This window comes from Maricaulis sp. (assembly GCF_048270095.1).
Classification (GTDB): domain Bacteria; phylum Pseudomonadota; class Alphaproteobacteria; order Caulobacterales; family Maricaulaceae; genus Maricaulis.
Map to the genome: position 1 here is coordinate 1 of NZ_JBLWTL010000019.1, position 25,175 is coordinate 25,175.

Below are 25,175 nucleotides of genomic sequence, written 5' to 3' on the forward strand. Positions count from 1 at the left end.
CGAGCCGAAGGGCCGCGTCACCCTGATCCATCGCGCCGACGCGCTGGGGGATATCCTGGCTGCGCTGGCCCCGCGTTTCGGCTCGGTCGCGGTCCGGCCCATTCATCCCCGCGCCGACCGGCCGGCCAAGCGTGTGCTGGTCACGGCGCGGCTGGGTGGCAAGGCGCCACTGGTTATCCTGCCAGCCTTGATGCTGCACGATGAAGGCGAGGCTGCCCACACCGCCGAAGCCGATGCGATCCTGCGCGGGCAGGCTGTGGTGATGATGACCTAGGGCGTCTCGCCCGGCTCGACCGTGGGCTGATAGAGAATAATGCCAACGCCGCTGGGGTCGGTGAGATAGAGATAGGTCAGGCCCCAGGGGCGTGGCTCCGGCCCTTCGCTCGGCCAGAGATCGCCGATCCGGGCCTGTTCAGCATAGACATCGCCCACCTCGATCTGGATCGAGACGCCGACGGGTTCGGGTGCGTCTGCAACATCGCCCAGTTCGAGCAACCCGCCGCCAGGGACACTGAATATCACACCGCGATCCCCCTCTTCGGACCAGGCCTCCTCGACGGGCAGGGCCAGGACCTCGCGATAGAAGGCGTCCATGGCGCCGAATTCATTTGTGTCGATGCGGATCTTCAGGCCGGCCGGATTGTCGGCGCTGGCTGGAGCAGGCAGGAGTGCGCCAGCGAGCAGGAGGGTGGCGGTGATGGCGGGGAGGATGGGGGACAAAATCTCGCCTTTCCGGCACGCATTCATGGAGTGGGCCGCTGCTGTGGTGCGGCGCGGCCGGCGCGCGGGCCGGTCGTCACTGTCTTGCGCCGGCGGAAAACATACCCGGACGGCCGGGACCGTTCAAGCGTCGGGCGGGCGCCGGGGCTCAGCCCTAAGCGACCTCAAGCCGGGCAGGAAGACGGGCCCCGGGCCCAGCGGGCGCGATGTTGCGTCGCAATAAAACAAGGACTCGCGCGCTTGATCCGGCGGGCTGACTTGCCTAGTGTCGGCGCGATTTTTTGATCTTGATTTTTCCAGCGGGAATACTGCCATGGCTGCCGACAAAGCGCCGTCCTTCCAGGACCTCATCCTGCGTCTGCAGCATTACTGGGCCGGCCATGGCTGCGCTATCCTGCAGCCCTATGATGTCGAGGTTGGTGCGGGCACGCTGCATCCGGCAACGACCCTGCGCTCGCTGGGGCCACGGCCCTGGAATGCGGCCTATGTCCAGCCTTCGCGCCGTCCCGGCGATGGCCGCTATGGCGAAAACCCCAACCGGCTGCAGCATTACTACCAGTTCCAGGTTCTGCTGAAGCCCTGCCCGGACAATCTGCAGGAGCTCTATCTCGGTTCGCTCGATGCGATCGGGATTGATCGCGACCTGCATGATGTCCGCTTCGTCGAGGATGATTGGGAAAACCCGACCGTCGGCGCCTGGGGTCTGGGCTGGGAAGTCTGGTGTGACGGGATGGAAGTCAGCCAGTTCACCTATTTCCAGCAGGTCGGCGGCCAGGATGTCGACCTCGTCTCCGGCGAGCTGACCTATGGGCTGGAGCGCCTGGCGATGTATGTCCAGGGCGTCGACAATGTCTATGATCTCGACTTCAACGGCGCCGGGCTGAGCTATGGCGATATCTTCCAGGAAGCCGAGCGGCAATTCTCCGCCTTCAATTTCGAACATGCCGATGTCGAGATGCTGACACGCTGGTTCGAGGACGCGGCCGGCCAGTGCAAGGCCCTGCTGGCACTGGAGAAGCCTTTGCCACTGCCGGCCTATGATTTCTGCCTCAAGGCCTCGCACATCTTCAATCTGGTCGATGCCCGCGGTGCGATCTCGGTCGCCGAGCGTGCCAGCTGGATTGGCCGCGTGCGCGAACTGGCCAAGGGCTGTGCCGATGCCTGGGTGGCCTCGGAACGGGTATTGTTTGAAGGCGCGGCGTGATGAAGCTCCCCCTGCGCGGTGGCTGTCAGTGCGGTGCGATCCGTTTTGAGATCACCAAACCGCCGATGACGCTGTATTGCTGCCATTGCACAGCGTGCCAGCAGCAATCCTCGAGCGCCTTCGGCATGTCGATGCTGGTCGAGCGCGACGGGTTTCGCTTTCTCAAGGGCGCGCCGACCGCCTTCGCGATGGAAAGCAGCGGCAAGGCCGTCAAGATGGGCCTGTTCTGCGATGAATGCGGCACGCGTATCGCCCATGACACCCAGGGCAAGCCGGCGCTTTCGCTCAAGGCCGGCACGCTCGATGATCGTGCCAAGCTGCGCCCGGTCGGTCATATCTGGGTGCGCAGTGCCCAGGACTGGGTCACATTCCGCGATGATGACCTGATTTATGAAACCGCGCCCGATGACGGCTATTTCGCCCTCATGGAACGCTGGTCCTCCCAAGAACACGTCTGATGCCCGGTCCGAGCCTGTTGGCCGATATCACGCATATCCCGGAATTCGAGACCTTTACCCTGGCCATGATTGTCTATTTCGGCGGCGCCGCAATCACGCGCCGGTTCAAATTTCTTCGTGAATTCAATATCCCCGAACCGGTCGTCGGCGGGCTCGGCCTGGCCCTGGTGATGCTCGTTGTGCATTCGGTTCTGGGCCTCGAGATTAGTTTCGGCACGGAAACACGCGATTTGCTGCTGGTCTATTTCTTCACGTCGATCGGGATCAATTCGCGTTTCAAGGATCTGACCAGTGGCGGCCGTCCGCTGATGATCCTGCTCGGTCTGACGCTGGTCTTCATGATCGTGCAGAATGTCGTCGGCGTCGCCGGCACCCGCCTGTTCGATCTGCCATCGGGCACCGGCGTTCTGGTCGGTACGGCATCACTCATCGGCGGCCATGGCACGGTCATCGCCTGGGCGCCGGAGATTGCGCGCCTCAATTCCACCACCGGCATGATGGAGTTGGGCGTCGCGAATGCGACGCTGGGGCTGATCGTCGCAGCCCTTCTGGGCGGCCCGATCGCGCGTTTCCTGATTGGCCGCGACCATCTCAGCCCCAGCTATGCGGACAGCAAGGAAGGCCCGGTCGTCGGCCTGTCACACGACCCCAATCGGAGCGAGGACGTGTCGCAAACCTCGATGATGGCCTCGCTTCTGGTGCTGAATATCGCCGTGATTATCGGCTTCGTCATTCATGGTCGTATTCAGGCGATGGGGGTGAATCTGCCCCTCTTTGTGCCGTGCCTGATGGTCGGGATCGCCTTGTCCAACACCGTGCCTCATGTTTTCCCGAGCGTGCGCTGGCCGGCGCGGACGCGGGCCCTGGCCCTGTTGTCGGATTATTCACTCTCGATCTTTCTGACGATCTCGCTGATGAGCCTGCAATTGTGGACCCTGTCCGGACTTGGTCTGGCGCTGATCCTGATTCTGGCGGTCCAGGCTCTGGTCGCCGTGGTGTTCATTGTATTCCTCCTCTTCCCGATGATGGGGCGTGACTACAACGCCGCAGTGCTCTCTGCCGGCTTTGCCGGATTCGTGCTTGGGGCGACGCCGACAGCGATTGCCAACATGACCGCTGTGCGCAAGCGCTATGGACCCGCGCCGCTCCCCTTTATAATCCTTCCCATTGTTGCAGCCTTCTTTGTGGATCTGGCCAATGTCGGCCTGATTCATGTCTTCTCCCAATTCTGACAAAGGCCCTATCCTCTGCCCATGTCCGAGCTTCTCTTTGAAATCTTCTGCGAAGAAATTCCCGCCCGCATGCAAGCGCGTGCCGAGGCTGATCTGGCACGCCTGCTGGGCGAGCGTCTGAAGGCCGCCGGTCTGGGCTGGGAGGCATTGACCACATTCGCCGGTCCGCGCCGCCTTGGCCTCGCCATTACAGGCCTGCCGCTCAAGACAGAAGATGTCCGCGAAGAGCGCAAGGGACCGCGCACCGATGCACCGGAGAAAGCCGTTCAGGGCTTCCTGCGCGGTGCCGGGCTGGACAGTCTGGACGGTTGCGAAAAGCGTGACGACAAGAAGGGCCAGTTCTGGGTCGCCATCATCGAAAAGCCCGGCCGCGCGACGGTCGATGTTGTCGCCGAAGCGATTCCGGCGGTGATGAAGGAATTCCCCTGGCCGAAATCGATGAAGTTCGGCGAAGGCGAGAAGCTGCAGCGCTGGGTGCGCCCGGTGCATCGCCTGCTCTGCCTGTTTGATGGCGCCGTGGTGCCCTTCGAAGTGTTCGGCATTGCCGCTTCCAACATCACCGAAGGCCATCGCCGTCACGGTCCGGGCCCGTTCGAGATTCGTGATTTCGCGCACTACACACGAGTTTTGCGCGAAGAGGGCCATGTCGTGCAGCAGCGCGAAGAGCGCGAGGCGATCATTCTTGAGGGCGCGCGCAAGGTGTGTGCCGATGCCGGTCTGGAACTGGTCGAGGATGCCGGCCTGCTGCATGAGGTTGCCGGTCTGGCTGAATGGCCGGTGCCGCTGCTGGGCAAGATGGACGCGGATTTCCTCGACCTGCCGCCGGAAGTCATCACGCTGACGATGAAAACCCACCAGAAATACTTCGCCGTGCGCAAGCCGGGGCAGGATGGTCTGGCGGCGCATTTCGTGGTCGTCGCCAACCAGGCCGCCCCCGATGGCGGCAAGGCCATCGCGGCGGGCAATGCGCGGGTTTTGTCGGCACGCTTGAGCGATGCGCGCCACTTCTGGGATAATGACCGCAAGCAACCCTTGTCCGGCCGTGTCGCTGAACTGAACAAGATCACCTTCCATGACAAGCTCGGCTCGGTCGCGGCCAAGGTCGAGCGTGTGGCCGCCCTGGCGCGCGATATCGCGCCGATTGTCGTCGCCGACCCCAGGCTGGCCGACCGTGCGGCCCGCCTGTCCAAGGCCGACCTGGTCTCGGAAATGGTCTATGAATTTCCCGAGCTCCAGGGCGCGATGGGCCGGTATTACGCCCTGCAACAGGGCGAGGATGGCGGCGTCGCTGACGCGATCAAGGATCACTATAAACCACAAGGCCCGACCGACAGCCTGCCGCTGGCACCGGTTTCGGCCTCGGTCGCGCTGGCCGACAAGCTCGATACGCTGGTCAGTTTCTGGGCCATTGATGAAAAGCCAACCGGCTCGAAGGATCCCTTCGCCCTGCGCCGTGCGGCGCTGGGGGTGATCCGCATCGTGCTCGAGGGGGGCTTCCGCTTCTCGACGCTGAAAGCCATCGCGCGCCAGTATCAGCGCGTCGACAATGCGCTCAGCCATGCCGATTTCCAGGCCAAGCGCGACGCCGTGATGGAGGCCGAGGCGACGGTCGGGCAACCCCTGATCGCCCTTCGCCGGACGACCAATGTCAATCCGCTGGCCGAATACAAGGAACGGATCCGGATCGGGACGCGCTCCCTGTTCGATTTCTTCGCCGATCGTCTGAAAGTTCATTTGCGCGATGAGGGCGTCCGTCACGACGTGATCGACGCTGTTTTCGCGCTCGGCGATGACGATCTGTTCCGCGTCACCCAGCGGGCCCGCGCGCTGCAGGCCTTCCTCGATACCGATGAGGGTGCCGCCCTGCTGGCCGGCTTCAACCGTGCTGCCAATATCCTCAAGGCCGAGGAGAAGAAGGATGACGCTGCCTTCAAGGGCGCACCATCCGACGCTTATCTGTCGGCCCCGCCGGAAGCGCCCGAACGCGAATTGATTGCGGCCTTGGCGGCGGCACGGGTTTCGGCTGGTGCGGCCCTGCGCGGCGAGGATTTCAAGGCCGCCATGGCCGCGCTCGCCCTTTTGCGCGCGCCGATTGATGCGTTTTTCGAGACTGTGACGGTCAATGCGGACGAGCCCGCATTGCGCCGCAACAGACTCCTTTTATTGTCCGATATCCGGGCGGCGATCTGTGCCGTGGCGGATTTCAATCGGATTGATGGTTGATGACGATGCTTGAACAGGGATTGAAGTCATGACGGCAGGCAATAAGTGGGTTTACGCGTTCGGTGCCGGCTATTCGGAGGGCGAGGCAGGGATGCGCGAGCTGCTCGGTGGCAAGGGCGCCAATCTGGCCGAAATGGCAACGCTCGGCCTGCCGGTCCCGCCAGGCTTCACCCTGACGACCCAGGTTTGCACGGCGTTCTACGAGCACAAGCGTCAATATCCCGCCGACCTCAATGAACAGGTCGAGACCGCCCTGGCCAAGCTGGAAGCGACGGCCGGCAAGGTGCTGGGCGATCCGGCCAATCCGCTGCTGGTCTCGGTACGGTCCGGTGGCCGCGCCTCGATGCCGGGCATGATGGATACCGTGCTCAATCTCGGCCTCAATGACGAGACCGCCGCCGGTCTGGCCGAGCTGTCGGGTGATCGCCGCTTTGCCTATGACAGCTATCGCCGTTTCATCCAGATGTATGCCGATGTCGTGCTGGGCGTCGATCACGCGATCTTCGAAGACATTCTCGACGGCTTCAAGGACGAGAACGACTATTCCCTCGACACCGATCTGAGCGCCGATGACTGGGAAGAAATCGTCAGCCGCTACAAGAAAGCCGCCGCCACCGCGCTTGGCCGGCCTTTCCCGACCGATCCGCGCGAACAGCTCTGGGGCGCCATCGGTGCCGTTTTCATGAGCTGGATGACCGAGCGTGCCAAGACCTATCGCCGCCTGCATGACATCCCGGCCAGCTGGGGCACCGCCGTCAATGTCCAGGCCATGGTGTTCGGCAATATGGGCGAGACCTCCGCGACCGGCGTCGCCTTCACCCGCGACCCCTCGACCGGTTCGAGCGGCTATTACGGCGAATTCCTCGTCAATGCCCAGGGCGAGGATGTCGTCGCCGGCATTCGCACCCCGCAATGCCTGACCGAGGACATGCGCGAGCGCATGGGCGATCACTCGCCCTCGATGGAAGCCGCGATGCCGGAAAGCTATGCCGAGCTGTCGGCGGCCTTCGACAAGCTGGAACGCCATTATCGCGACATGCAGGATATCGAGTTTACGGTCGAACGGGGCCGGCTCTGGATGCTGCAGACCCGCACCGGCAAGCGCACCGCCAAGGCGGCCCTGCGTATCGCCACCGACATGGCCCAGGAAGGCCTGATCACCGAAGAAGAAGCGGTGATGCGGATCGATCCCTCGCATCTCGACCAATTGCTGCACCCGACGCTCGATCCGAAGGCCGAGCGCGATGTGCTGACCACCGGCCTGCCGGCCTCGCCGGGCGCGGCGACCGGGCGCGTCGTGTTTGATTCCGACGAGGCCGAAGAGCGCGCCAAGGCGGGCGAAAAAGTCATCCTCGTGCGCATCGAGACCTCGCCGGAAGACATTCACGGCATGCACGCGGCCGAAGGCATCGTCACCGCCCGCGGCGGCATGACCAGCCACGCCGCCGTGGTCGCGCGCGGCATGGGGCGTCCTTGCGTCTCCGGCGCCGGCCAGATCAAGATCGATTACGCCAAGAAGCTCTTCATCGTCGGCCGCCGCACCGTGCATGACGGTGAAATGGTCACGATTGACGGCTCCAACGGCCAGGTTCTCTACGGCGAAGCCAAGATGATCAAGCCGGAACTGACTGGCGAATTCGCCATCCTGATGGGCTGGGCTGACAAGACGCGCCGCATGAAGGTGCGCGCCAATGCGGAAACGCCGCAGGATTGCCAGACCGCCGTCGAATTCGGCGCCGAAGGCATCGGCCTGTGCCGGACCGAGCACATGTTCTTTGATGCCGACCGCATTGCCGCCGTGCGCGAAATGATCCTGTCGAATGACCAGGATGGCCGCGTCACCGCCCTCGACAAGATCCTGCCGATGCAGCGCGATGATTTCGCGCAGATCTTCCGCATCATGGGCAATCTGCCCTGCACCATCCGCCTGCTCGATCCGCCGCTGCACGAATTCCTGCCGCACACGGAAGAGGATGTGATGGACGTCGCCACGGCGACCGGTCTGCCGGCAGAGCAATTGATGGCGCGGGCCCGTGATCTGGCCGAGAGCAATCCCATGCTCGGCCATCGCGGCTGCCGTCTCGGCATCACCTTCCCGGAAATCTACGAGATGCAGGCCCGGGCGATCTTTGAGGCCCAGGTTGCGGTCGAGAAGGAAACCGGCTTTCAGCCCCTCGCCGAGGTGATGATCCCGCTGGTCGCCACCGTTGCCGAATTGTCGATCCTCAAGGCGCGTGTCGCCGGGGTTGCCCAGGCTGTGGCCGAAGAGACCGGCGCCAAGCCGAAATACCTGATCGGTACGATGATCGAATTGCCGCGCGCGTGCCTGATGTCCGGCGAGATCGCCAAGGACGCCGAATTCTTCTCCTTCGGTACCAATGATCTGACCCAGACCACATTCGGCCTGTCGCGCGACGATGCCGGTAAATTCCTCGGCGATTATCTCGAGGCGGGGATCCTGGAAAAGGATCCATTCGTGACGATTGATCGCGATGGTGTTGGCGATCTGGTCCGGATCGCGGTGGAGCGCGGCCGTGCGACCCGCCCCGAATTGAAACTCGGGATTTGCGGCGAACATGGCGGTGATCCCGCCTCGATCGATTTCTGTGAAGACGTCGGGCTCGATTATGTGTCCTGTTCGCCCTACCGGGTGCCGATTGCGCGTCTGGCGGCGGCCCAGGCCAATTTGCGACGGAAATGATAACCCGTTGAACTTCGTGCGTGAAATGGCTCTTCTCTTGTTCGGGGAGAGTCATTTCTTATTTGTAATCGTGCCGCGTGCTTGACCAGATCAGCCTGTTCTCATAGAGGACAGCGCTAAATTTCAAGCAAAGGCGCGTTAGCTTTTGCGTGGTACGGTCATTGCAGCGCATTGATTCGACCGGGTCGAAACCAGGAGTGCGAATGAGTTCGGACGCAGTACGTAGACAGCAAGAGCAGGTCGCGACCGCCTTTTATACGGTGGCGTTCGTCCTGTTGTGCCTGCTGACCGTACTGGCCCTGAACGCCGCTTCCGGGCGCGCCCGCGAGCAGGACGAGACGGTCCTCTGGCAATCCCTGGCCCAGCGCTATCTGCATGCCGGCGATGTCGAGACTGCCTGGGATGCGCCGCGCACCCTGCAGGTTGCCGCGCTCTCGCTGGAAGCCGACCGTGTCCGTGGCGCCGTGCTGACCGAGCGCCCGATCGATGATTTGCGGACATTCGACAGCACACATTTCTCGATGGCCGCCGATTTTACCGCCGAACTGAATTGCCTGGCCGAGGCGATCTATTACGAATCACGCAGCGAGGCCTTTGTCGGCCAGCTCGCGGTCGCCCAGGTGATCATGAACCGGGTTCGCCATTCGGCCTATCCGGACACGATTTGCGGTGTGGTCTATCAGGGGTCCGAACGCAGCACGGGTTGCCAGTTCTCCTTTACCTGTGACGGATCCGCCCTGCGTGCCGCGCGTGGCCGTGCCTGGCGCCGGGCCGAGCTGATCGCGCAACACGCCTTTATGGGCTTCGGCCGTGATGTGACCCGCCGGGCCACCCACTACCACACCGTCGCCGTCGATCCACACTGGAGCGATACGCTGGTGCGGACCCGCCGGATCGGCACGCACATTTTCTACCGCTTCCCGACCCGCACAGAGCGTTCGGCCGGTGTCGTGGCGGGGCGCGACGCCTGATCGGCGGTCGTGCACTGACGATGAGACAGAAAAAAAGCCCCGGAGCGATCCGGGGTTTTTCTTTGTGCGGCTCTCCGGGGGGGCTCTGTGGGGTGCGTGGTCGGGCCTCAGCCGGTCGCACGTGGTTGACGATAGTGGTTATTAAGACATTGCTGCAAAGCTTCGCGCGTCAGGGAATGCATCAAACGTCCCGGTTTTGGATCAGGCATGAGCGCTTCAACCTCTACCCATACTCCGCAGCGGCTCTGGCTGTGCATGAATGACAGCCCACGACTGAGGACCCTGTCGCGGGTTCTGGCGGAGGGCATGGATGTCACTGTGTATCTGGGCCCCCAATCGGTGCCGGATGGCCCTGTTGCCGTGATGCTGGTCGATGATGCCAATGCCGGCCTGGTTGAAACGGCCCGGCAACATGCGGCCTCGGCGCAAAAAATTGTCCAGGTGACCGCCGGCACCCGGCGATCCGGGCGGGCCGATATCTCCCTGCCCCTTGATATTGATGCCGGACCGCTTGCGACGGTGATTGAAGGCCTGCTCGCCTATCGTGAGTTCGAGATCTCGCCGGCGGCGGCGCTTGAGCCGGTCATGACCCTGCACAATGCGACATTCAGCGTCCGGACCATGGCCGAGGCGAGCCGGCTGGCCAATTTCCTTGGCGCGACCTTGCCGCACGCCTGCGAAATGGCGGTCGGCCTTTATGTGCTGCTCGCCAATGCGATCGAATTCGGCAATCTCGGCTTTTCGGCTGCAGAGAAGGCCCAGGGCCTGGCGACCGGCAATTGGCGGCGCAAGCTGGCGCAGCGGCTGGCCGAGCCGGGCTATGCCTCACGCTGTGCCAGTATCGAGTTTCAACGCGGCGAGCGCCTGGTCACCATCCTGGTCCAGGATGATGGTGATGGCGTCAGTGTTGAAGCCGACATGTCCGGTGAGCCCGAGCGGTCCAGCTATCGCAGCCGGATCGTGAGCGTTCTCAAATCGCTTGGCTTCGCAGAGCTGACCTGGCTGAGTGCCGGCGTCACCGCCGCGGCAAGTGTCGTGCTGGAGCCTGCTGCAAGCCCGGCCGCTCGTCGCGCATAGCTGCGGCACAGCGCACACAACCGGATCCTCATGGCTTGCTCCTGGCACCGGCACCGCGTGCCGGGCCGGCCCGGCGCGACTCTCCGCTTTCATTCCATCCGCAACGAATCGGCTCCAGCCTGGCTTCGCGCACCAGCCTGCCTTGTTGGCGCGCTGCACCTAAAAGTCGGGCCGCACCCCAATGCCGAGCGCCAGTATGCGCCGGGGATGGTTTGTTTTTCAGGGGTTTAACGGCGGACATCTGGCATTCATCCACCTGTCGGATTTCTGAATGCGGCCCTCAGGATCGGCTCACATGGCTTCAACTAGAACAGCATCAGTCTTCGATGCATTGGGCGTCGGGCCACACCAAATGGAGTTAAGCCATGAAAATCCGTCTTTTCCTCGCCAGCGCCCTCGTCGCTGTTTCTGTCCTCGGCACCGTTGGTGCTGCTGAAGCACAATCGCGCAACCGCGTCGCCATCAGCCAGCAGGGCTATAATAACGACATCGCCGGCCGCCAGAATGGCACGCGTCAGTCGATGGTGATCAATCAGCGCGGCGACCGTCAGTATGTCACGGTCATCCAGGACGGCGCCCGCAACGGCACCACGGTTGGCCAGACGGGCCGCTATAATGGTGCCCATGTTGACCAGTTCGGCCGCAATAATGACGCGGTGATCGGTCAGCAAGGCTACAATAATTACGGCACCAGCGTTCAGACCGGCAATCGCAATCTTTCGGGCATCGCCCAGATGGGCCGCAACAACACCGCGACCACGAACCAGTATGGTTCCAATAACGGTGTCGGCATCATCCAGGTCGGCAATGGCCAGAACGCCCATGTCAACCAGTCCGGCAGTGGCAATGTGACCCTGGTCATCCAGGGCGAACACTAACACCGGCTACAGGCTCGGGGAGGGCAAGTCAGCCCTCCCCAAACGGCCAGTCCGGCCAAACCGCCACATCCGAAACCCGCAGTCGAGAAGGAGACTGTCATGAGCATGAATATTCTGGCTGCCAATGTCGCAGCAATCTCTGGCGCAGCCCTGCTGGCACTTCAGCCTGGCGAGCCTGATGGCTTTGACCCAGCGGCTGCCAATGCGGCCCGGTACGCGGACTCAGCCTGCCATATCGAGCTGGCCACGACCCCGGACGGTCTGCTGGTCACGGCCTGGGGCGAGGGTGAGGCGGGCAGTAATTACCGCATGGTTGTCACCCAGCGTATGGGCGGCGGTGGCTTCGATATCGTCCAGGAGGGCGATGTGCCGCTCAGCGGCAGTGAAGACACCCTGTTGTCCGACATCCTGCTCGACACCGAGGCGGATTTCTCGGCCCGGCTGTCGACCTGGAATGCCAATGGCGACCCGGTCTGCAACTGGAATGAACGGGTCTGATCGAGACCGGCCATTGCGGGCTTTCCGTGATGGCCGGTTCGCAGACCGCCCGGCCCGGAGCCGGCCATAGCAGGTATTCACCACCCCGCCTCTGGCCCTTTTTCTCGAACGCCCCCATTTGATGGCTTCCAATCAAGGGGAAGTCATCATGTCCATTCCACTGTCATCCATTGCCAGAACCCAGCTCGACCAGACCTATCGCGCGCTCGACGGTATTCTCGCCAAGGCCGCGGCCCACGCCGCCGAGCACAAGGTCGATGAAGCCGTTTATCTCGACTGGCGCCTGACACCCGACATGTTCGCGCTCAAGCGCCAGGTCCAGCTTGTCAGCGATTTCTCCGTGCGTGGCCTGTCGCGCCTCGCGGGCCAGGATCCGGTCTCCATCCCCGATACCGAAGCCTCATTTGATGATTTGCGCGCCCGGTTGAAAGCGGCGCGCGCCGCCGTCTGGGCCCTGCCGGCCGCGGCGCTCGATGCGGAGCCCTCGGGCGATGTCACCTTCCCGGCCGGTCCCGGCAAGGAAATGACCCTGCCGCGCCATGCCTTTGTGCAGAATTACGTCCTCGCCAATGTCCTGTTCCACGCCTCGATGGTCTATGCGCTCGTGCGCAGCATCGGGGTTCCGGTCGGCAAGCGCGATTTTCTCGCCGTCTAGCGCCTGACGCCACGAGCCGCTACTCTCCCCCGTCTGATGAGGCGGGGGAGATCATGCTGTTTGCAATACTGGTTCTGACCGGGGCCGTCGCGCTCCAGGAGACCGGCGTCGAGGCGTTCGAGCCCCAGGGCTTTACCGCCTCCTTCACCATTGAAATCGATGCGCCGCCGGCGACGGTGTTTGACGCGGCAACCGGCGATATCTCGCCCTGGTGGGATCACAGTTTTGCGCTGGATCCGGCCGAACTGGTGATCGAGCCGCATTTCGGTGGCCGTTTCTATGAACGCCTGCGCGATGGCAGCGATGATGGGGCCGTGCACGCGACAGTCATCTATGTCGATGCGCCGACGGCCCTGCGTCTGCACGGACCGCTCGGCCTGTCGGGCCGGTCGATCGATCTGGTCACGAGCTGGACCCTGACGCCGGCCGGCGATGGCACCCAATTCCAGGTCGATCTGGCCATGCAGGGCCAGATCGATGCCGATCTGGCGGCGGTCGTGCTGGCAACCTGGCGGCATTTCATTGGCGGCCGTCTGAAGCCCTGGATCGAGACGGGATGCCATATCGAGCCGCAAGCGCCCTGCGCTGCCTGGGATGCGCCCTGACGGGCTGAAATCCCTGTCAGGCCCTTGGCGGGCGCGCCGTCGCTACCTATCTCTGGATCATGACCGAGATCCAGACACTGCCCGCCTCATTGCCGCTCTTCCCGCTGGCCGGCTGCATCCTCCTGCCCGGAGAATTGCTGCCGCTGAACGTGTTCGAGCCGCGCTATCTCAACATGGTCGATGATGCCCGCCGCGAGGGTGGCCATATCGGTATCATCCAGCCGCAAGCCAGCGACACCGCCGGCCTGGTGCCCGGACAACCGGCCCTGCACCGGGTCGGGACTGCCGGGCGTATCAAATCCTTCGCCGAAACCCGTGATGGACGTTATCTGCTGACCCTGGCCGGGGTCAGCCGTTTCGCCCTGACGGCTGAAGCCGAGGCCCAAACGCCCTACCGGATTGGCCGGGTCGATTATACACGCTTCATCCAGGACCTCGTGCCGCGTCCGGCGCTGCAGGGCGACCGGTCACGACTGATCCGCCTGCTCGGCGTCTGGCTGGCTGGCGAAAATATCCAGCTCGACTGGACCGGGCTGGAACACATGCCTTTCGAGGCCCTGATTGATCGGATCGCCATGCTCGCACCCCTGCCGCCCCATACGCGTCAGGACCTGCTCGAAGCGCCTGGCAGTGCGGCGCGTGCGGTGATGATTGAAGCGCTGGTGGCCGGCCTGATCGCCGCGCGGGCCGGCGGCCGGCCGCAATAGGTTCGCCTCAGGAGCGCTGGGCGCGAAGCCAGGTGAGGGCCTGCTCGCGCGACCGGAAGGCGCGGGCGATGCCGTCCATCTGTTCGATCACGCGCAGGGCGGCGCGCAACTGGTCCTGCTGGTCACCACGGCCGATGAACGCCAGCGGCATGCCGCGGCACTGGCGACCGATATAGCGGATGCGGGTTTCCAGCTCGACTTTTGAGAATGCAAAGTCGGCGGCGCGGATATCGAAGGCGGCCAGCCGGATGGATTCGCTGCGCAACAGGCTGGTGAAGGCCCGTTCGCCATCGCTGCCGGATTTCGACACACGTGGCCCCTCGCTCCGCATTTCCAGCAGACCGTTATCAATGCGGATCTCGAACTCACTGGTCGAATACGGGCGCAAACCGGATTACTTCCCCGCGTCCTGGTCAACATGAGTCGCGCTATATGAAGGTGAAGTTTGCGCAAAATGGGGCAATGGCGCGACTTTTTGTCTGGTTTTGCCTTAAATGAGGGCGCAGGATTCTATGTGGCATCAGTGTGGACCAAAATTTTGTCCATGATTTCATGAGGGCAGCCCCGATGGGGCGGCCGGTTACAGGCGGCGGATTGAGGGGCCCGGCGCGGCTTCCTGGTCCGGGTGGTCTTCGGGCGACGGGGCCAGGCTGTGCGGGAAAAGGCGCTGGCGCAACTCATCGCGCAAGGCCTCGACCTCCGCCGCGCTCAGCCCCACCTCCTTTGGATGCAGCGCCGCCTCGGCGGCTTCGACGCGCTGGGCCTGCTCGGCCAGGCCAAACAGCTGACGCGCCAGCTTCGCCGCCCGTTCCGAGCGCATTATCTGCCCTGCCACCGCCGCGCGGCCCGCCTGTTCCAACATGGATTGCGCCGCCTCCAGCGCGGTCGGCGGCTCGCCGCTCTCCTCCGGTGCCGGGCGATCCGGCGCGGCGAGGTCCGCGGGCAGCTCAGCGTCCGCCAGATCCTGCAGCCGCCATTCCCCGCGCGCCGCCCATTGATACAGCGTCGAGGCCGGCACCGACAGGACACGCGAAATCTCCGCCATCGACCACCCGTCCCCCCGCATCCGCCGCGCACGCGCCTCCAGGGCAGCAATCTGATCAGGATGTCGACGGGTTCCGGCCATGGGCGAAGTATAGTGCGCAGCGGGGTGGGGGTGGATAAGTTGGATGACAACCGGTTGAGTTGATTGAGAAGATATCCACCCGCAGCCGCCCGGGCGCCGGTAGCGCGCTGCGGGTAAGATGATTGGGGGAGAGTGTGCAGGCCTGTGTTTCTCTTTCATACCCTGTGAACAATCGTGCGAACATGAGAACAAATAACGAACAATGGGTTGACTGCCGCGCCCGCTGGGATATGAATTGCCATATTGTCAATTTTTGTCCCGGAGGTGGTGATGAGCGCTCTAGAATTTCGCGAAACACGTGAGCGGGCCGGGCTCTCCGTTGAAGAGGCGGCGATCATGCTCGATGTCGCAGCCAAAACCGTCTACCGCTGGGAGAGTGGCGAGGTTGTACCCAAGCCTGTGTATGCGAAAGAGCTTCAACGTCATTACGTTCAGGAGCAGGCAAAGGGTAACGTTATCCCCGATTTCACTTTTATTGATCTGTTCGCGGGGATTGGCGGCATTCGTCGTGGTTTTGCCGCAGCCGGTGGCAAGTGCGTCTTCACTAGCGAATGGGACACTTACGCCCAGAAAACCTATCGCGCGAATTTCCCGGATGACGATCACGAAATTCGCGGGGACGTCACGGAAATCGATGCCGCTGAAATACCTGACCACGACGTCCTGCTGGCGGGTTTCCCCTGTCAGCCTTTTTCGATCGCAGGCGTCTCGAAAAAGAACTCACTCGGTCGGGTTCACGGATTCATGGACAAGGCCCAGGGGACGCTCTTCTTTGACGTTTTGCGCATTCTGAAGGCGAAGCGTCCCGCTGCCTTCTTGCTGGAGAATGTGAAAAACCTGAAGAGTCACAACCGTGGTGACACGTTTGAAACTATCAAGGGCGCGCTGGAAAACGATCTTGGTTATCATGTCTCGACCGTCGTCATTGATGCGAAAGGCTATGTGCCACAGCACCGCGAGCGCATCTTTATCGTGGGCTTCCGGGAAGAGACCAAATTCGATATTTCAACGCTGAAATTCCGTGACCCGAAGGCCGGACCGCGTCTCGACTCGGTTCTTCACGCGCCGCATGAGGAGCCCGAGGAGCTGTTTACACTCCCTGCTATCGAGGCCGGGTCAAACGAGGCCAGCTTTGTGAATCCGAAATATACGCTATCGGACAAGCTGTGGAATTATCTGCAGGGGTATGCCGCCAAGCACAAGGCGGCAGGCAATGGCTTCGGCTTTGGTCTGTGCGGCCCGAACGATACCGCCCGCACGCTGTCCGCGCGCTATTACAAGGACGGAAGCGAGATCCTGATCGCCCAGGAGGGGCGCAATCCTCGCCGGCTGACGCCCCGGGAGTGTGCGCGCCTTATGGGTTTTGACCAACCTGGCCATGCTCCGATGAAAATCCCGGTTTCCGATACGCGCGCCTACAAGCAATTCGGCAACGCCGTTGCTGTCCCGGTGATTGAGGATATCGCTCGAAAGATGAAGCCGTACATCATGGCTGCGATCCTGGAGCAGGATGAGGCGGGGCCCCTCTTTGCAGAGGCGGGCGCCGCTGAGTGAACGACGTCGTCGACAGCGCGACGCGCAGCCGGATGATGTCAGGGATCAAAGGCAAGAATACGAAGCCCGAACTGATGATCCGCTCGGGGCTGCACCGGCTTGGATTCCGGTTCCGGCTCCACAGTAAGGACCTGCCCGGCAAGCCCGACCTTGTCTTCGCCAAATATCGCGCGGTCATTTTTGTGAATGGCTGTTTCTGGCATGGGCATGACTGTGCGTTGTTTAAATGGCCATCGACGCGCCCGGAGTTCTGGCGAGCCAAGATCGAGGGCAACAGGTTGCGAGATTCACGCTCGTTGGAGGCCATTCGCGATGCGGGGTGGCGGGACGCCGTGATTTGGGAGTGCGCGCTAAAGGGGCGTCACCGTATGCCGGATGAGGAAGTCATCAAGCGGCTCAAGATTTGGCTCGGGAGCTCGCAGGGTTCTATTGACATCCGCAGCGCCACCTAACACACGGTCTGGACCCGTGTGTATAACGCGCGAAGGTTGTTCTCGAAATCCGCGGTGCCAATCCGCCATTGTGGCCGGACCTTGGCTTTTTTATCTGCGTAAATCGTATGGGCGGGATCGTAGTATACTTTTCCCAAGGCGATAGCACGGAGCAGGCGCCAAACGTCTGTCCCCTCACACATAAGCCATGGGGCGAGGAAACGGTATTCATTGCCAGTAGTCGTTTTGCGTGCCTCAGCCCGCACATAGACGGCAGCAGCATGCTTCGCATTCCATGATTTCGCGAGCTTATCCAGCGACCAGCCTGAAACAAGCTCGCCGGTCTCGATGTGGCGGAGCTCGACACAGATGTCTTCTGGTGATTCCGAGAAACGGTCCTTCTCAGCATCGTATCCACTCACTCCCAAGACAAGCCCATGAGGCTTGTTCGGTTTGCCGGACCGGAAGAGGCCGACAAAGCGGGTTGAGCCATCCTCCTTTTTTGCAGGCCGCCCATACGCATCCATGAAATGCCGAAAGGTATTGTCGCCTTCTATCCCCTTGTCGGCAGTGGGGGTCATGAGGCTAATCTTGTTGCCACGGTAGGACTTGACCTCATACCCGTGTATGTCCGGTTCCTTCAACGCATTGGTCTCCACACCCAGTGCAGCCTCCAAGGTGTAGCCGGCACCCTGGTTGCCAGTGAACGGTTGAATCTCACCCCCTTGGTTTCGGACGGAGGGCAACCAGTCCGCACGAACAATGTTACGGAGGTCCTCAATCAGCAGGTCTCGCGGTGAAGTAGTGGCCTCGACCACGGTTGAGAGCACACCAAGGACACCCGAAACGCCCGATGGGGTGAGCTCCGGGAAATCGCGGGCAAGCGGATCCTCCGCCTCCGTGATCAGAAGTGCGATCACTTCGCCTGCAGCATTGGCACCGAGCGCTAGAATGCGTTGGCCGTATGCTGCTTGTTTGTCTCTCCGGATCGCCTCCGGTGCCCACTCGCACTGGGCGAGGAAGCCGGACATCCGTACCTCGGGGTATTGGAAGTACTCGATCAGCCGGGTTCTCGGCGCATGAAAGCGTTCGCCGATGCGGTTCATCCAGAAGAAATTCAGTCGAGCTTCGGCGATCGGGAGGCCAGCTTCGGAATGACGCTTCTTCTTGCTCTCGCTGCCCGCACGTAAGGCAATTTTCGCCGGGAACAAGTTAACCAAGCCACTAAGCTCGGAAGCGAGAACGATTTGATTCTTTTCGTTATCTTGTCTTTCTGCGAGCCGCTTAACATAGACGGTGCGCACGCCGGCATGGCGAAACAAGTCCCGAAACTCTCCGAGAGTCTCTATGCCCAAGTTCTGATCCTCAGCCGCCCTGTTTGGTCATCCAAGTGACTGGAGCAAAATTGCACAGTTCTGCCGGTCGATCACCCCTCCAGCCCCTTAATCTCATCCCTAAGCCTTGCAGCCTCCTCAAACTCCAGATCCGCCGCCGCTTCGCGCATCCGCTTCTCCAGGTCCGCGATGACGGCGATGACATTGCCGCCATAGCCGGCCTGGTCCTGGTCGCGCATGCCTTTGGGTTTGCCTGTGCCCTTGCCGCCGCGGCCGCGGGCTGAGGCGCTTCTTCCGGCGGCCTGTTTTTCCATCACCTGTTCGAGAATGTCGGAGACGCCGCGTTTGATCGTCGTCGGGGTGATGTTGTGTTCTTCGTTATAGGCGGTTTGTTTGGCGCGGCGGCGGTCGGTTTCGCCGATGGCTCGGTCCATGGAGCCGGTGCGGCGGTCGGCGTAGAGGATGACTTTGGATTCGCTGTTTCTGGCGGCTCTGCCGATAGTCTGGATCAGGCTGGTTTCGGATCTGAGGAAGCCTTCCTTGTCGGCGTCAAGGATGGCGACGAGGCCGCATTCGGGGATGTCGAGGCCTTCGCGAAGCAGGTTGATGCCGACCAGCACGTCATAGGTTCCCAGACGCAGGTCGCGGATCAGTTCGATGCGTTCCACCGTGTCGACGTCACTGTGCATATAGCGGACCTTGAGGCCTTGCTCATGCATGTATTCGGTCAGGTCTTCGGCCATGCGTTTGGTCAGGACGGTGACGAGGGTGCGATAGCCGGCTTCGGCGGTGCGGCGCGCCTCGTCGATGACATCATCGACCTGGCTGGCGCCATCAAGCGAGACCGGACGGATCTCGACCGGCGGGTCGATCAGGCCGGTCGGGCGAATGACCTGTTCGACGAAGACGCCGCCGGTCTGGTTGAGTTCCCAATTGCCCGGCGTCGCCGAGACCGAGATGGTCTGGGGGCGCATGGCGTCCCATTCCTCGAATTTGAGGGGGCGGTTGTCGAGGCAGGAGGGCAGGCGGAAACCATGATCGGCGAGGGTTTTCTTGCGCGAGAAATCGCCCTTGAACATCGCCCCGAGCTGGGGGATGGAGACATGGCTTTCATCGGCGAAAATGATCGCGTTTTCAGGGATGTATTCAAACATGGTCGGCGGTGGCTCGCCGGGTTTGCGCCCCGTCAGATAGCGTGAGTAATTCTCGATGCCGGCGCAGGAACCGGTCGCCTGCAGCATTTCCAGGTCGAATTCGGTGCGCTGGGAGAGGCGCTGGGCTTCCAGCAGCTGGCCCTCGCTTTCCATCCAGGCGAGGCGGGTCTTGAGCTCGGCCTTGATCGACTGGATCGCCTGGTTGAGGGTCGGTTTCGGCGTCACATAGTGGGAATTGGCGTAGAATTTGACGCTCTTCAGATCGGTGATGGCGCGGCCGGTGAGCGGGTCGAATTCGGTGACGCTCTCCAGCTCGTCGCCGAAAAAGGAGAGGCGCCAGGCGCGGTCGTCATAGTGGGCCGGGAAAACTTCCAGGCTATCCCCGCGAACGCGGAAAGTGCCGCGGCCGAAGGCGGCGTCGTTGCGGACATATTGCAGATCGACCAGTTGGCGCATCACAGCCCGCGGATCGGCCACGTCGCCGCGCTTCAGCTCGAAGGTCATCGCGGTATAGGTTTCGACCGAGCCGATGCCATAGATACACGACACCGAGGCGACGATGATAACATCATCGCGTTCGAGGATGGAGCGCGTCGCGGCATGGCGCATCCGGTCGATGGCCTCATTGATCGAGCTCTCCTTCTCGATATAGGTATCGGTCCGCGCGACATAGGCTTCCGGCATGTAGTAGTCGTAATAGGAGACAAAATACTCCACCGCATTATCAGGAAAAAATGACTTGAACTCGCCGTAGAGCTGGGCCGCCAGTGTCTTGTTGGGGGCGAGGATCAGGGCCGGGCGCTGCACTGCCTCGATCACCTTGGCCATGGTGAAGGTCTTGCCCGTCCCGGTGGCGCCGAGCAAGACCTGGTCGCGTTCGCCGCCCTGGATGGCCTCCACCAGTTCGGCGATGGCCTGGGGCTGATCGCCGGTGGGCTCGAATTCGGCGACACAGCGAAAGCGTTGACCGCCTTCCGATTTCGTCGGCCGGTCGGGCCGGTGCGGCTCCCAGTTTTCAATCGGATGCGCCGGCGCGGTTTCCGGCACCGTGTCGAGGATGAAGTCTTCCGGTGCGGCGAGGCTGTCGTCGAGGGTAAGTTTGACCATGGCCAAGATATACGCATGCCAGGTCGCCGCGACCAGAGGGGCCGGGTGCGATGCTGACGTCACCCTGTCAGGAGGCGCTCACGTCAAATCAATGACGGGTAGGCGGATATTAAGCCGGGCAGGGTAGTCTATGGTTTCTGTTCTGGAGAATATCATGTCTGGGTTCGATCTGGCCGGTCTCAATATTTTGCTGCTCGATGACAGCCGCTCGATCCGGCAGGTGCTGACAACCCTGTTGCGGGGGCTGGGCGTGACGCGGATCTTTGAGAGCCGCGATGCTGATGAGGCCCTGGTCACCGCCCGCTTGTGCCGGCCTGACCTGGCGCTGGTCGATTATGATCTCGGTCTGACCAGCGGGCTGGAGGCGATCCGTCGCTTTCGGGATGTATCGTCGAGCCCCGATCCGGGCCTGCCGATCATCCTTCTGGCGCCGCCGAGCCTGCCGCATCTGGCGCGGGGTGCCGGGGCTGCCGGCGCTGATGCGGTTCTGCCCAGGCCGGTCAATGCCGCCACGCTGGCAATGCAGGTGCAACAGGTTGTGCAGGCCGGATTCCTTCGGGCCGCGCCGCCGCTATCCCGCACCGCTTAATCAGTAATTCAGTTCTTTCGGGCAACTAACTATATCCAGTCCTGCGAGGTTCGTCATGCCAAGTGAAATTCTTTTGGGAGTCCGTATCCTGATCGTCGAGGACGTTGCCGCGACCCGACGCCTGATCGCACGCCTGCTTGGAAGTCTCGGTTGTCACGACCTGATTGAGGCTGATGGTGTCGAAGGCGCCTGGCAGCACCTCAACCGGCAACGCATCGATCTGATGCTGCTCGATTATGAGCTCCTCGATGGCACCGGCATCAAGCTGATGCAGGAATTGCGCGCCAATTCCGCCTCGCCCAACCAGTCCGTTCCGACCATCATGTTGACAGGACATTCCGAGGCGGCGGTGGTCGAGGAATCGATCCGGGCAGGCGCTGATGGCTTCCTGGTAAAGCCGGTTATGCCGGACAAGCTGGGGCGGCGAATTCTGGAAGTCCTGTCCAGCCGCAAAAGCGATATCGTCCGGGCGGCGGGACGTGGTCCCAAGACGGAAGTGCAGTGGATCTAGGCCCGGCTGGCGCGGCGCGCCGTTGTTATGCGTCGTCGAACACGTCGGCTGCGATCACGGCGTCCAGCCCGGCTTCAAGGAAGTCACCCAGCATAGGTGCGCCGAGCAGGTAGTCTGCCGTCGGTGAACTGCGGCGCGCCTGGGCTTCCCTGACCGCGGCAATGAAGTCATTGCCGTCGAAATCGCCGCGTCCAATCCAGTAGAGCGCGACCAGCTCGACCTGGCTCTCCTCATCGAGACAGTCGATCCAGTTCTTGATCTCATCGCGAATAGGGTCGCGATCACCGGTCAGCATCGACTCGACCATGTCAATCTCCGAACTGTCCGGGTCGGATTGAAAATCGTCGATCTGCTCCTTGCTGTCATAGGCCCGGGCCCGCATGATCAGGCTTCGGACTGATTTTTCGGCCATATTCATCGCCAGCTCGCCTTCCTCAACTGCCGCCTCAGACTAACACAAAGCTTGGCGATCGTGTGCCGGGGAGTTGGCATTTCCTCTGCCCGCGCCCGGAATGCAGACTTGAGCCACGCTAAGTCGTTGGAAACCTGTCCAGCGCTGCACAAATTGACGCTCAACGCCCGTCACTGCAGGCCGGAGCAAGACTTGGTTAAGGTCAAACGGGCAGACTCGGACCGTCCAGAGATTCACCACTGCTCAGTGAGACCCCATGTCCGGCAGTTTCGACCGCATCCGTGTCCTGATCGTTGAGGACAATGCGCACATGTCGACGATCCTGCGCACCATCCTGCAAGGGTTTGGTGTCCGCACGATTATCGAGGTGCGCGACGCCGCCGATGCGTTTGAAACCATGCGCGACGTCAATCCGGATTTCGCGCTGGTCGACTATATGCTCGGCGATCTGAACGGGCTCGAATTCACCCGCCTTGTGCGCACCGCCTCCGATAGTGCGAACAAATACCTGCCGATCATCATGGTCACCGGTCACACGGACCGTTCCAAGGTGATCGAAGCGATCAATGCCGGCGTCAATGAATATCTCGCCAAACCGGTTCGTCCGGTTGACTTGTTTCGTCGCATCTCGGCCCTGATCGAGCGGCCGCGCCGCTTCGTGAAGGCGTCGACCTATTTTGGCCCCGACCGCCGCCGTCGGCAGGATCCGCGCTTCGCCGGGCCCTGGCGCCGTTCGACCGATGATGAAGAGGCTGAGGCCTCCTGAGTCTGGCCCCTATGGCGAGGCGCGCTCGCTGCTGGCCATCTCCCGGTAAATATTGAAGACGATAACCACTTCCTCGGCACCCACGGCTTTGCGCTTGCGGATGATCGAGGCGAAGTCCGCGTTATTGACCAGTAATTCCGGTCCGACCTTGACCAATTCCTCCCGGGTGATCAAAGCGGTGTCGCAACTCAGCGGCGCACCGCAGCCGGAACGGCAACTGATCGCGTCCGCCTGGCTCAGCATTTCGCCGAGCGCGACAGATGCGTCGCGGTCGGCGATGAAGACTCGACCATACGGATCAAAGCCCACCGAACTGAGATGAAACAATACCCCACGACCCTGTGCCATGGCTCCCTCCTGTCAATCGAGACATGAGTGTACACCTTTTGTTCCGCAATCTCAAGGCGAGATTTACTGTGCGGCGGCGATAAGGGACTGGATCTCGGCGGCCTCGGTGCACCAGCTGGTGACGAAGCGGGCGGAGCCGTCGGGCCATTGGTAAAAACCCGCGCCGGCGGCGCGAATCCGGACTGCCAGCGGCTCCGGGATGCGGGCGAACACTTCATTGCCATCGACCGAATGCAGAATTTCCACGCCGGGGAGTGCTGCCAGACCGGCGGCGAGTTCACCGGCACGGGCATTGGCTGCGCGCGCCAGGTCCAGCCAGAGATCATCCTGCAGCCAGGCCTCGAACTGGGCGGCCATGAAACGCATTTTCGGTGCCATATGGCCGCCGCGTTTCTGTCGCCCCTGCAGGGTTTCGAACCGGTCGAGCGCGGTCGGGAAGAGCACGACAGCTTCGGCACCGAGCGCCCCGTTCTTGGTCGCGCCGAAACACAACACGTCGACGCCGGCCTTCCAGGTCAGTTCGGCCGGCGTACAGCCGAGCGAAACCAGGGCGTTGGCAAAGCGGGCACCGTCCATGTGGACCAGGGCCGGGCGTTGCTTCAACCGCCCTGCGCGTTCGGTGACTTCAGGGACTGAATAGGCCGTGCCGCTTTCGGTCAGATTGGACAGTGAGAGCACGCGCGCCGGGCTGGTGTGGACGAAGCCATCCGGGATTTCTGCCAGGGCGCGATCCAGCGCTGACAGATCGATTTTCGCATGCGCGCCGGCGAGCGGAATGAGCTTGGCGCCGCCGGTGTAGAATTCCGGTGCACCGCGTTCGTCGCGGTGGATGTGGGCTTCGTCATGACACAGGATAGCTCCATCCGGCGGGCATAGAACGGACAGCGCCAGGGCGTTCGAGGCGGTACCCGACACCGCAAACAAGACCTTGAGATCGCACTCGAATATCTCGCGCAACCGGGTCTCGACCCGGGCAGAAATCGCGTCATTGCCATAGCTGGGCTCGAAGCCGGAATTGGCGGCGGTGATGGCTTCCAGCAATCTGGGATGGGCGGGGGCGGTGGTATCGGACAGGAAGTTCATGGCCGGCAGAAGAAACCGGCTTGCAGCAAATCGTCAATCACGAAACGCCGGATCGGGATGACGTGGCGGCAGGCTGTCGCGCATCTGGTCGGCGGATGAGGTCGGGCTCTGGCTGGTATCGGCCAGGGTTGGCTGGCCAGACAGATCGGCAAGCGGCAGGCCATCCCTTTCAAATAAAGCACGAATTTGCTCCGGGCTCAGGCCGTGACCGATCGCGGCGCGCTGTCCGGCTTCCAGATTGGCCTCGCTGGCATAGCGCAGCATGGACAGCCCGTCCGGGTCCGGTCCATCCGGGCAATGACCGGCTTCGCGGGTGGCCTCTGATGAGGTGAGGCAGAAGATTTCGCGGATGACGAAGGGCGTTCCGGTCAGGGCCGCACTCTCGGGAAGCGCCCCGATCGCGTAGCCGGCAAGCCCGGTCGGCTCGCCGGCTGCAAGGCTGCCATTGTCCAGGCTTTCATCACCGGTTGGCCTCGCATTGGCCTGCTGTTGGTCGGCTGCTACCTCGCGGCTATGCGGATCGGTGGCGTCCTCAGGGTCCGGCGGAGGGTCCAGGGGTTCAATTTTCGGCTCGATTTCGGGTTCGACCTCCGGCTCTGGTTCCGGCTCTGGTTCAGGCTCTGGATCCGGCGCGGCCTCGACGACCAGCTGCAACTCGATGACGCTGAGGGGCGGGGTTTGAACGGGCGCCCGGGGCACGAGCAGGATGATCGTGAGCAATACACCATTGGCCAGCACTGCCAGCGTCCAGGCGAGGACATGGCGCAGGCGCACAAATGCGGGTCGGACGGCGGCCTGGCCCAATCAACACTCCCAACAGCCCCCGCCGTA

26 protein-coding genes and 1 pseudogene are annotated in these 25,175 nt (G+C 62.3%); 18 read left to right on the forward strand and 9 right to left on the reverse strand.

What is annotated here, in order from left to right; all coding sequences use genetic code 11:
* Positions 1–274 (forward strand): annotated as a pseudogene (locus tag ACN0YJ_RS10855) (methyltransferase); the annotation flags it as partial.
* Here the strand turns inward: ACN0YJ_RS10855 and ACN0YJ_RS10860 are convergent.
* Entirely contained in the window at positions 271–720 is a 450-nt protein-coding gene (locus tag ACN0YJ_RS10860) for a VOC family protein (RefSeq protein ID WP_417478158.1), read from the reverse strand. The pseudogene ACN0YJ_RS10855 and the gene ACN0YJ_RS10860 sit on opposite strands and share 4 nt — an antisense overlap.
* Before the next feature lie 313 nt (positions 721–1,033).
* Between ACN0YJ_RS10860 and ACN0YJ_RS10865 the strand changes: the two genes are divergently transcribed.
* The 12 genes from ACN0YJ_RS10865 to ACN0YJ_RS10920 all read left to right on the forward strand — a co-directional run bounded on the left by ACN0YJ_RS10865 (position 1,034) and on the right by ACN0YJ_RS10920 (position 13,929).
* Entirely contained in the window at positions 1,034–1,924 is an 891-nt protein-coding gene (locus tag ACN0YJ_RS10865; protein ID WP_417478159.1) for a glycine--tRNA ligase subunit alpha, read from the forward strand.
* Positions 1,924–2,382 (forward strand): GFA family protein, encoded by a 459-nt coding sequence (locus ACN0YJ_RS10870; RefSeq protein WP_417496233.1) that lies wholly within the window; start codon positions 1,924–1,926, stop codon positions 2,380–2,382. Before ACN0YJ_RS10865 ends, ACN0YJ_RS10870 begins: the two co-directional genes overlap by 1 nt.
* Positions 2,382–3,614 (forward strand): sodium/glutamate symporter, encoded by a 1,233-nt coding sequence (gene gltS / locus ACN0YJ_RS10875; protein WP_417478160.1) that lies wholly within the window; start codon positions 2,382–2,384, stop codon positions 3,612–3,614. The genes ACN0YJ_RS10870 and gltS overlap by 1 nt, the downstream gene beginning before the upstream one ends.
* 21 nt (positions 3,615–3,635) lie before the next feature.
* Positions 3,636–5,837, forward strand: a complete 2,202-nt coding sequence (gene glyS / locus ACN0YJ_RS10880; RefSeq protein ID WP_417496201.1) for a glycine--tRNA ligase subunit beta — start codon at positions 3,636–3,638, stop codon at positions 5,835–5,837.
* 28 nt (positions 5,838–5,865) lie between these two features.
* The gene (gene ppdK, locus ACN0YJ_RS10885; protein ID WP_417478162.1) at positions 5,866–8,538 is read left to right on the forward strand and encodes a pyruvate, phosphate dikinase; all 2,673 of its coding nucleotides are present in this window, start codon (positions 5,866–5,868) and stop codon (positions 8,536–8,538) included.
* A gap of 203 nt (positions 8,539–8,741) precedes the next feature.
* On the forward strand, positions 8,742–9,509 hold the full coding sequence (locus ACN0YJ_RS10890) for a cell wall hydrolase (protein ID WP_417478163.1): 768 nt from the start codon (positions 8,742–8,744) through the stop codon (positions 9,507–9,509).
* A gap of 207 nt (positions 9,510–9,716) precedes the next feature.
* Positions 9,717–10,586, forward strand: a complete 870-nt coding sequence (locus ACN0YJ_RS10895; RefSeq protein WP_417496202.1) for a hypothetical protein — start codon at positions 9,717–9,719, stop codon at positions 10,584–10,586.
* Between the two features lie 365 nt (positions 10,587–10,951).
* Positions 10,952–11,464 carry a curlin-associated protein gene (locus tag ACN0YJ_RS10900; RefSeq protein ID WP_417478165.1) on the forward strand — a complete coding sequence of 171 codons (513 nt, stop codon included), beginning with the start codon at positions 10,952–10,954 and terminating at the stop codon, positions 11,462–11,464.
* Between the two features lie 99 nt (positions 11,465–11,563).
* Positions 11,564–11,962, forward strand: coding sequence for a curli-like amyloid fiber formation chaperone CsgH (gene csgH / locus ACN0YJ_RS10905; RefSeq protein WP_417478166.1), 399 nt, complete (start codon positions 11,564–11,566; stop codon positions 11,960–11,962).
* Positions 11,963–12,110: 148 nt separating this feature from the next.
* Positions 12,111–12,617 (forward strand): DUF1993 family protein, encoded by a 507-nt coding sequence (locus tag ACN0YJ_RS10910; RefSeq protein ID WP_417478167.1) that lies wholly within the window; start codon positions 12,111–12,113, stop codon positions 12,615–12,617.
* Between the two features lie 53 nt (positions 12,618–12,670).
* Entirely contained in the window at positions 12,671–13,222 is a 552-nt protein-coding gene (locus tag ACN0YJ_RS10915; protein ID WP_417478168.1) for an SRPBCC family protein, read from the forward strand.
* A gap of 59 nt (positions 13,223–13,281) precedes the next feature.
* Positions 13,282–13,929: an LON peptidase substrate-binding domain-containing protein gene (locus ACN0YJ_RS10920; protein WP_417496203.1), complete on the forward strand. Its 648-nt coding sequence runs from the start codon at positions 13,282–13,284 to the stop codon at positions 13,927–13,929.
* Positions 13,930–13,936: 7 nt separating this feature from the next.
* Here the strand turns inward: ACN0YJ_RS10920 and ACN0YJ_RS10925 are convergent, their stop codons facing one another.
* Positions 13,937–14,317, reverse strand: coding sequence for a hypothetical protein (locus ACN0YJ_RS10925; RefSeq protein WP_417496204.1), 381 nt, complete (start codon positions 14,315–14,317; stop codon positions 13,937–13,939).
* A 192-nt stretch (positions 14,318–14,509) separates the two neighbouring features.
* Positions 14,510–14,974 carry a hypothetical protein gene (locus tag ACN0YJ_RS10930; protein WP_417496205.1) on the reverse strand — a complete coding sequence of 155 codons (465 nt, stop codon included), beginning with the start codon at positions 14,972–14,974 and terminating at the stop codon, positions 14,510–14,512.
* 351 nt (positions 14,975–15,325) lie between these two features.
* On the opposite strand from ACN0YJ_RS10930, the gene dcm reads away from it, so the two are divergent.
* Together dcm and ACN0YJ_RS10940 are read left to right on the forward strand one after the other, a co-directional pair.
* On the forward strand, positions 15,326–16,609 hold the full coding sequence (dcm, locus tag ACN0YJ_RS10935) for a DNA (cytosine-5-)-methyltransferase (RefSeq protein WP_417496206.1): 1,284 nt from the start codon (positions 15,326–15,328) through the stop codon (positions 16,607–16,609).
* On the forward strand, positions 16,606–17,061 hold the full coding sequence (locus tag ACN0YJ_RS10940) for a very short patch repair endonuclease (protein WP_417496207.1): 456 nt from the start codon (positions 16,606–16,608) through the stop codon (positions 17,059–17,061). The genes dcm and ACN0YJ_RS10940 overlap by 4 nt, the downstream gene beginning before the upstream one ends.
* Here the strand turns inward: ACN0YJ_RS10940 and ACN0YJ_RS10945 are convergent.
* Complete coding sequence (locus tag ACN0YJ_RS10945) at positions 17,058–18,362, reverse strand: MvaI/BcnI family restriction endonuclease (protein WP_417496208.1); 1,305 nt, start codon at positions 18,360–18,362, stop codon at positions 17,058–17,060. The genes ACN0YJ_RS10940 and ACN0YJ_RS10945 overlap by 4 nt on opposite strands.
* A 104-nt stretch (positions 18,363–18,466) precedes the next feature.
* A complete protein-coding gene (gene uvrB, locus ACN0YJ_RS10950) occupies positions 18,467–20,635 on the reverse strand; it encodes an excinuclease ABC subunit UvrB (RefSeq protein WP_417496209.1) in 2,169 nt (722 codons plus the stop codon).
* Positions 20,636–20,789: 154 nt separating this feature from the next.
* Between uvrB and ACN0YJ_RS10955 the strand changes: the two genes are divergently transcribed.
* Both ACN0YJ_RS10955 and ACN0YJ_RS10960 read left to right on the forward strand, forming a co-directional pair.
* On the forward strand, positions 20,790–21,224 hold the full coding sequence (locus ACN0YJ_RS10955; protein ID WP_417478176.1) for a response regulator: 435 nt from the start codon (positions 20,790–20,792) through the stop codon (positions 21,222–21,224).
* A 55-nt stretch (positions 21,225–21,279) separates the two neighbouring features.
* A complete protein-coding gene (locus tag ACN0YJ_RS10960; RefSeq protein ID WP_417478177.1) occupies positions 21,280–21,735 on the forward strand; it encodes a response regulator in 456 nt (151 codons plus the stop codon).
* Positions 21,736–21,760: 25 nt separating this feature from the next.
* On the opposite strand, the gene ACN0YJ_RS10965 is transcribed toward ACN0YJ_RS10960, so the two are convergent.
* A complete protein-coding gene (locus ACN0YJ_RS10965) occupies positions 21,761–22,147 on the reverse strand; it encodes a DUF3775 domain-containing protein (RefSeq protein WP_417496210.1) in 387 nt (128 codons plus the stop codon).
* A gap of 256 nt (positions 22,148–22,403) precedes the next feature.
* Between ACN0YJ_RS10965 and ACN0YJ_RS10970 the strand changes: the two genes are divergently transcribed.
* Positions 22,404–22,913 carry a response regulator gene (locus ACN0YJ_RS10970; RefSeq protein WP_091769288.1) on the forward strand — a complete coding sequence of 170 codons (510 nt, stop codon included), beginning with the start codon at positions 22,404–22,406 and terminating at the stop codon, positions 22,911–22,913.
* A 9-nt stretch (positions 22,914–22,922) separates the two neighbouring features.
* Here ACN0YJ_RS10970 and ACN0YJ_RS10975 read toward each other — a convergent pair whose 3' ends face one another.
* The 3 genes from ACN0YJ_RS10975 to ACN0YJ_RS10985 all read right to left on the reverse strand — a co-directional run bounded on the left by ACN0YJ_RS10975 (position 22,923) and on the right by ACN0YJ_RS10985 (position 25,148).
* Positions 22,923–23,261: a hypothetical protein gene (locus tag ACN0YJ_RS10975; RefSeq protein ID WP_417496211.1), complete on the reverse strand. Its 339-nt coding sequence runs from the start codon at positions 23,259–23,261 to the stop codon at positions 22,923–22,925.
* A 63-nt stretch (positions 23,262–23,324) separates the two neighbouring features.
* On the reverse strand, positions 23,325–24,344 hold the full coding sequence (locus ACN0YJ_RS10980) for a threonine aldolase family protein (RefSeq protein WP_417496212.1): 1,020 nt from the start codon (positions 24,342–24,344) through the stop codon (positions 23,325–23,327).
* Positions 24,345–24,377: 33 nt separating this feature from the next.
* Positions 24,378–25,148 carry a hypothetical protein gene (locus ACN0YJ_RS10985; RefSeq protein WP_417496213.1) on the reverse strand — a complete coding sequence of 257 codons (771 nt, stop codon included), beginning with the start codon at positions 25,146–25,148 and terminating at the stop codon, positions 24,378–24,380.
* Positions 25,149–25,175 lie beyond the last annotated feature (27 nt).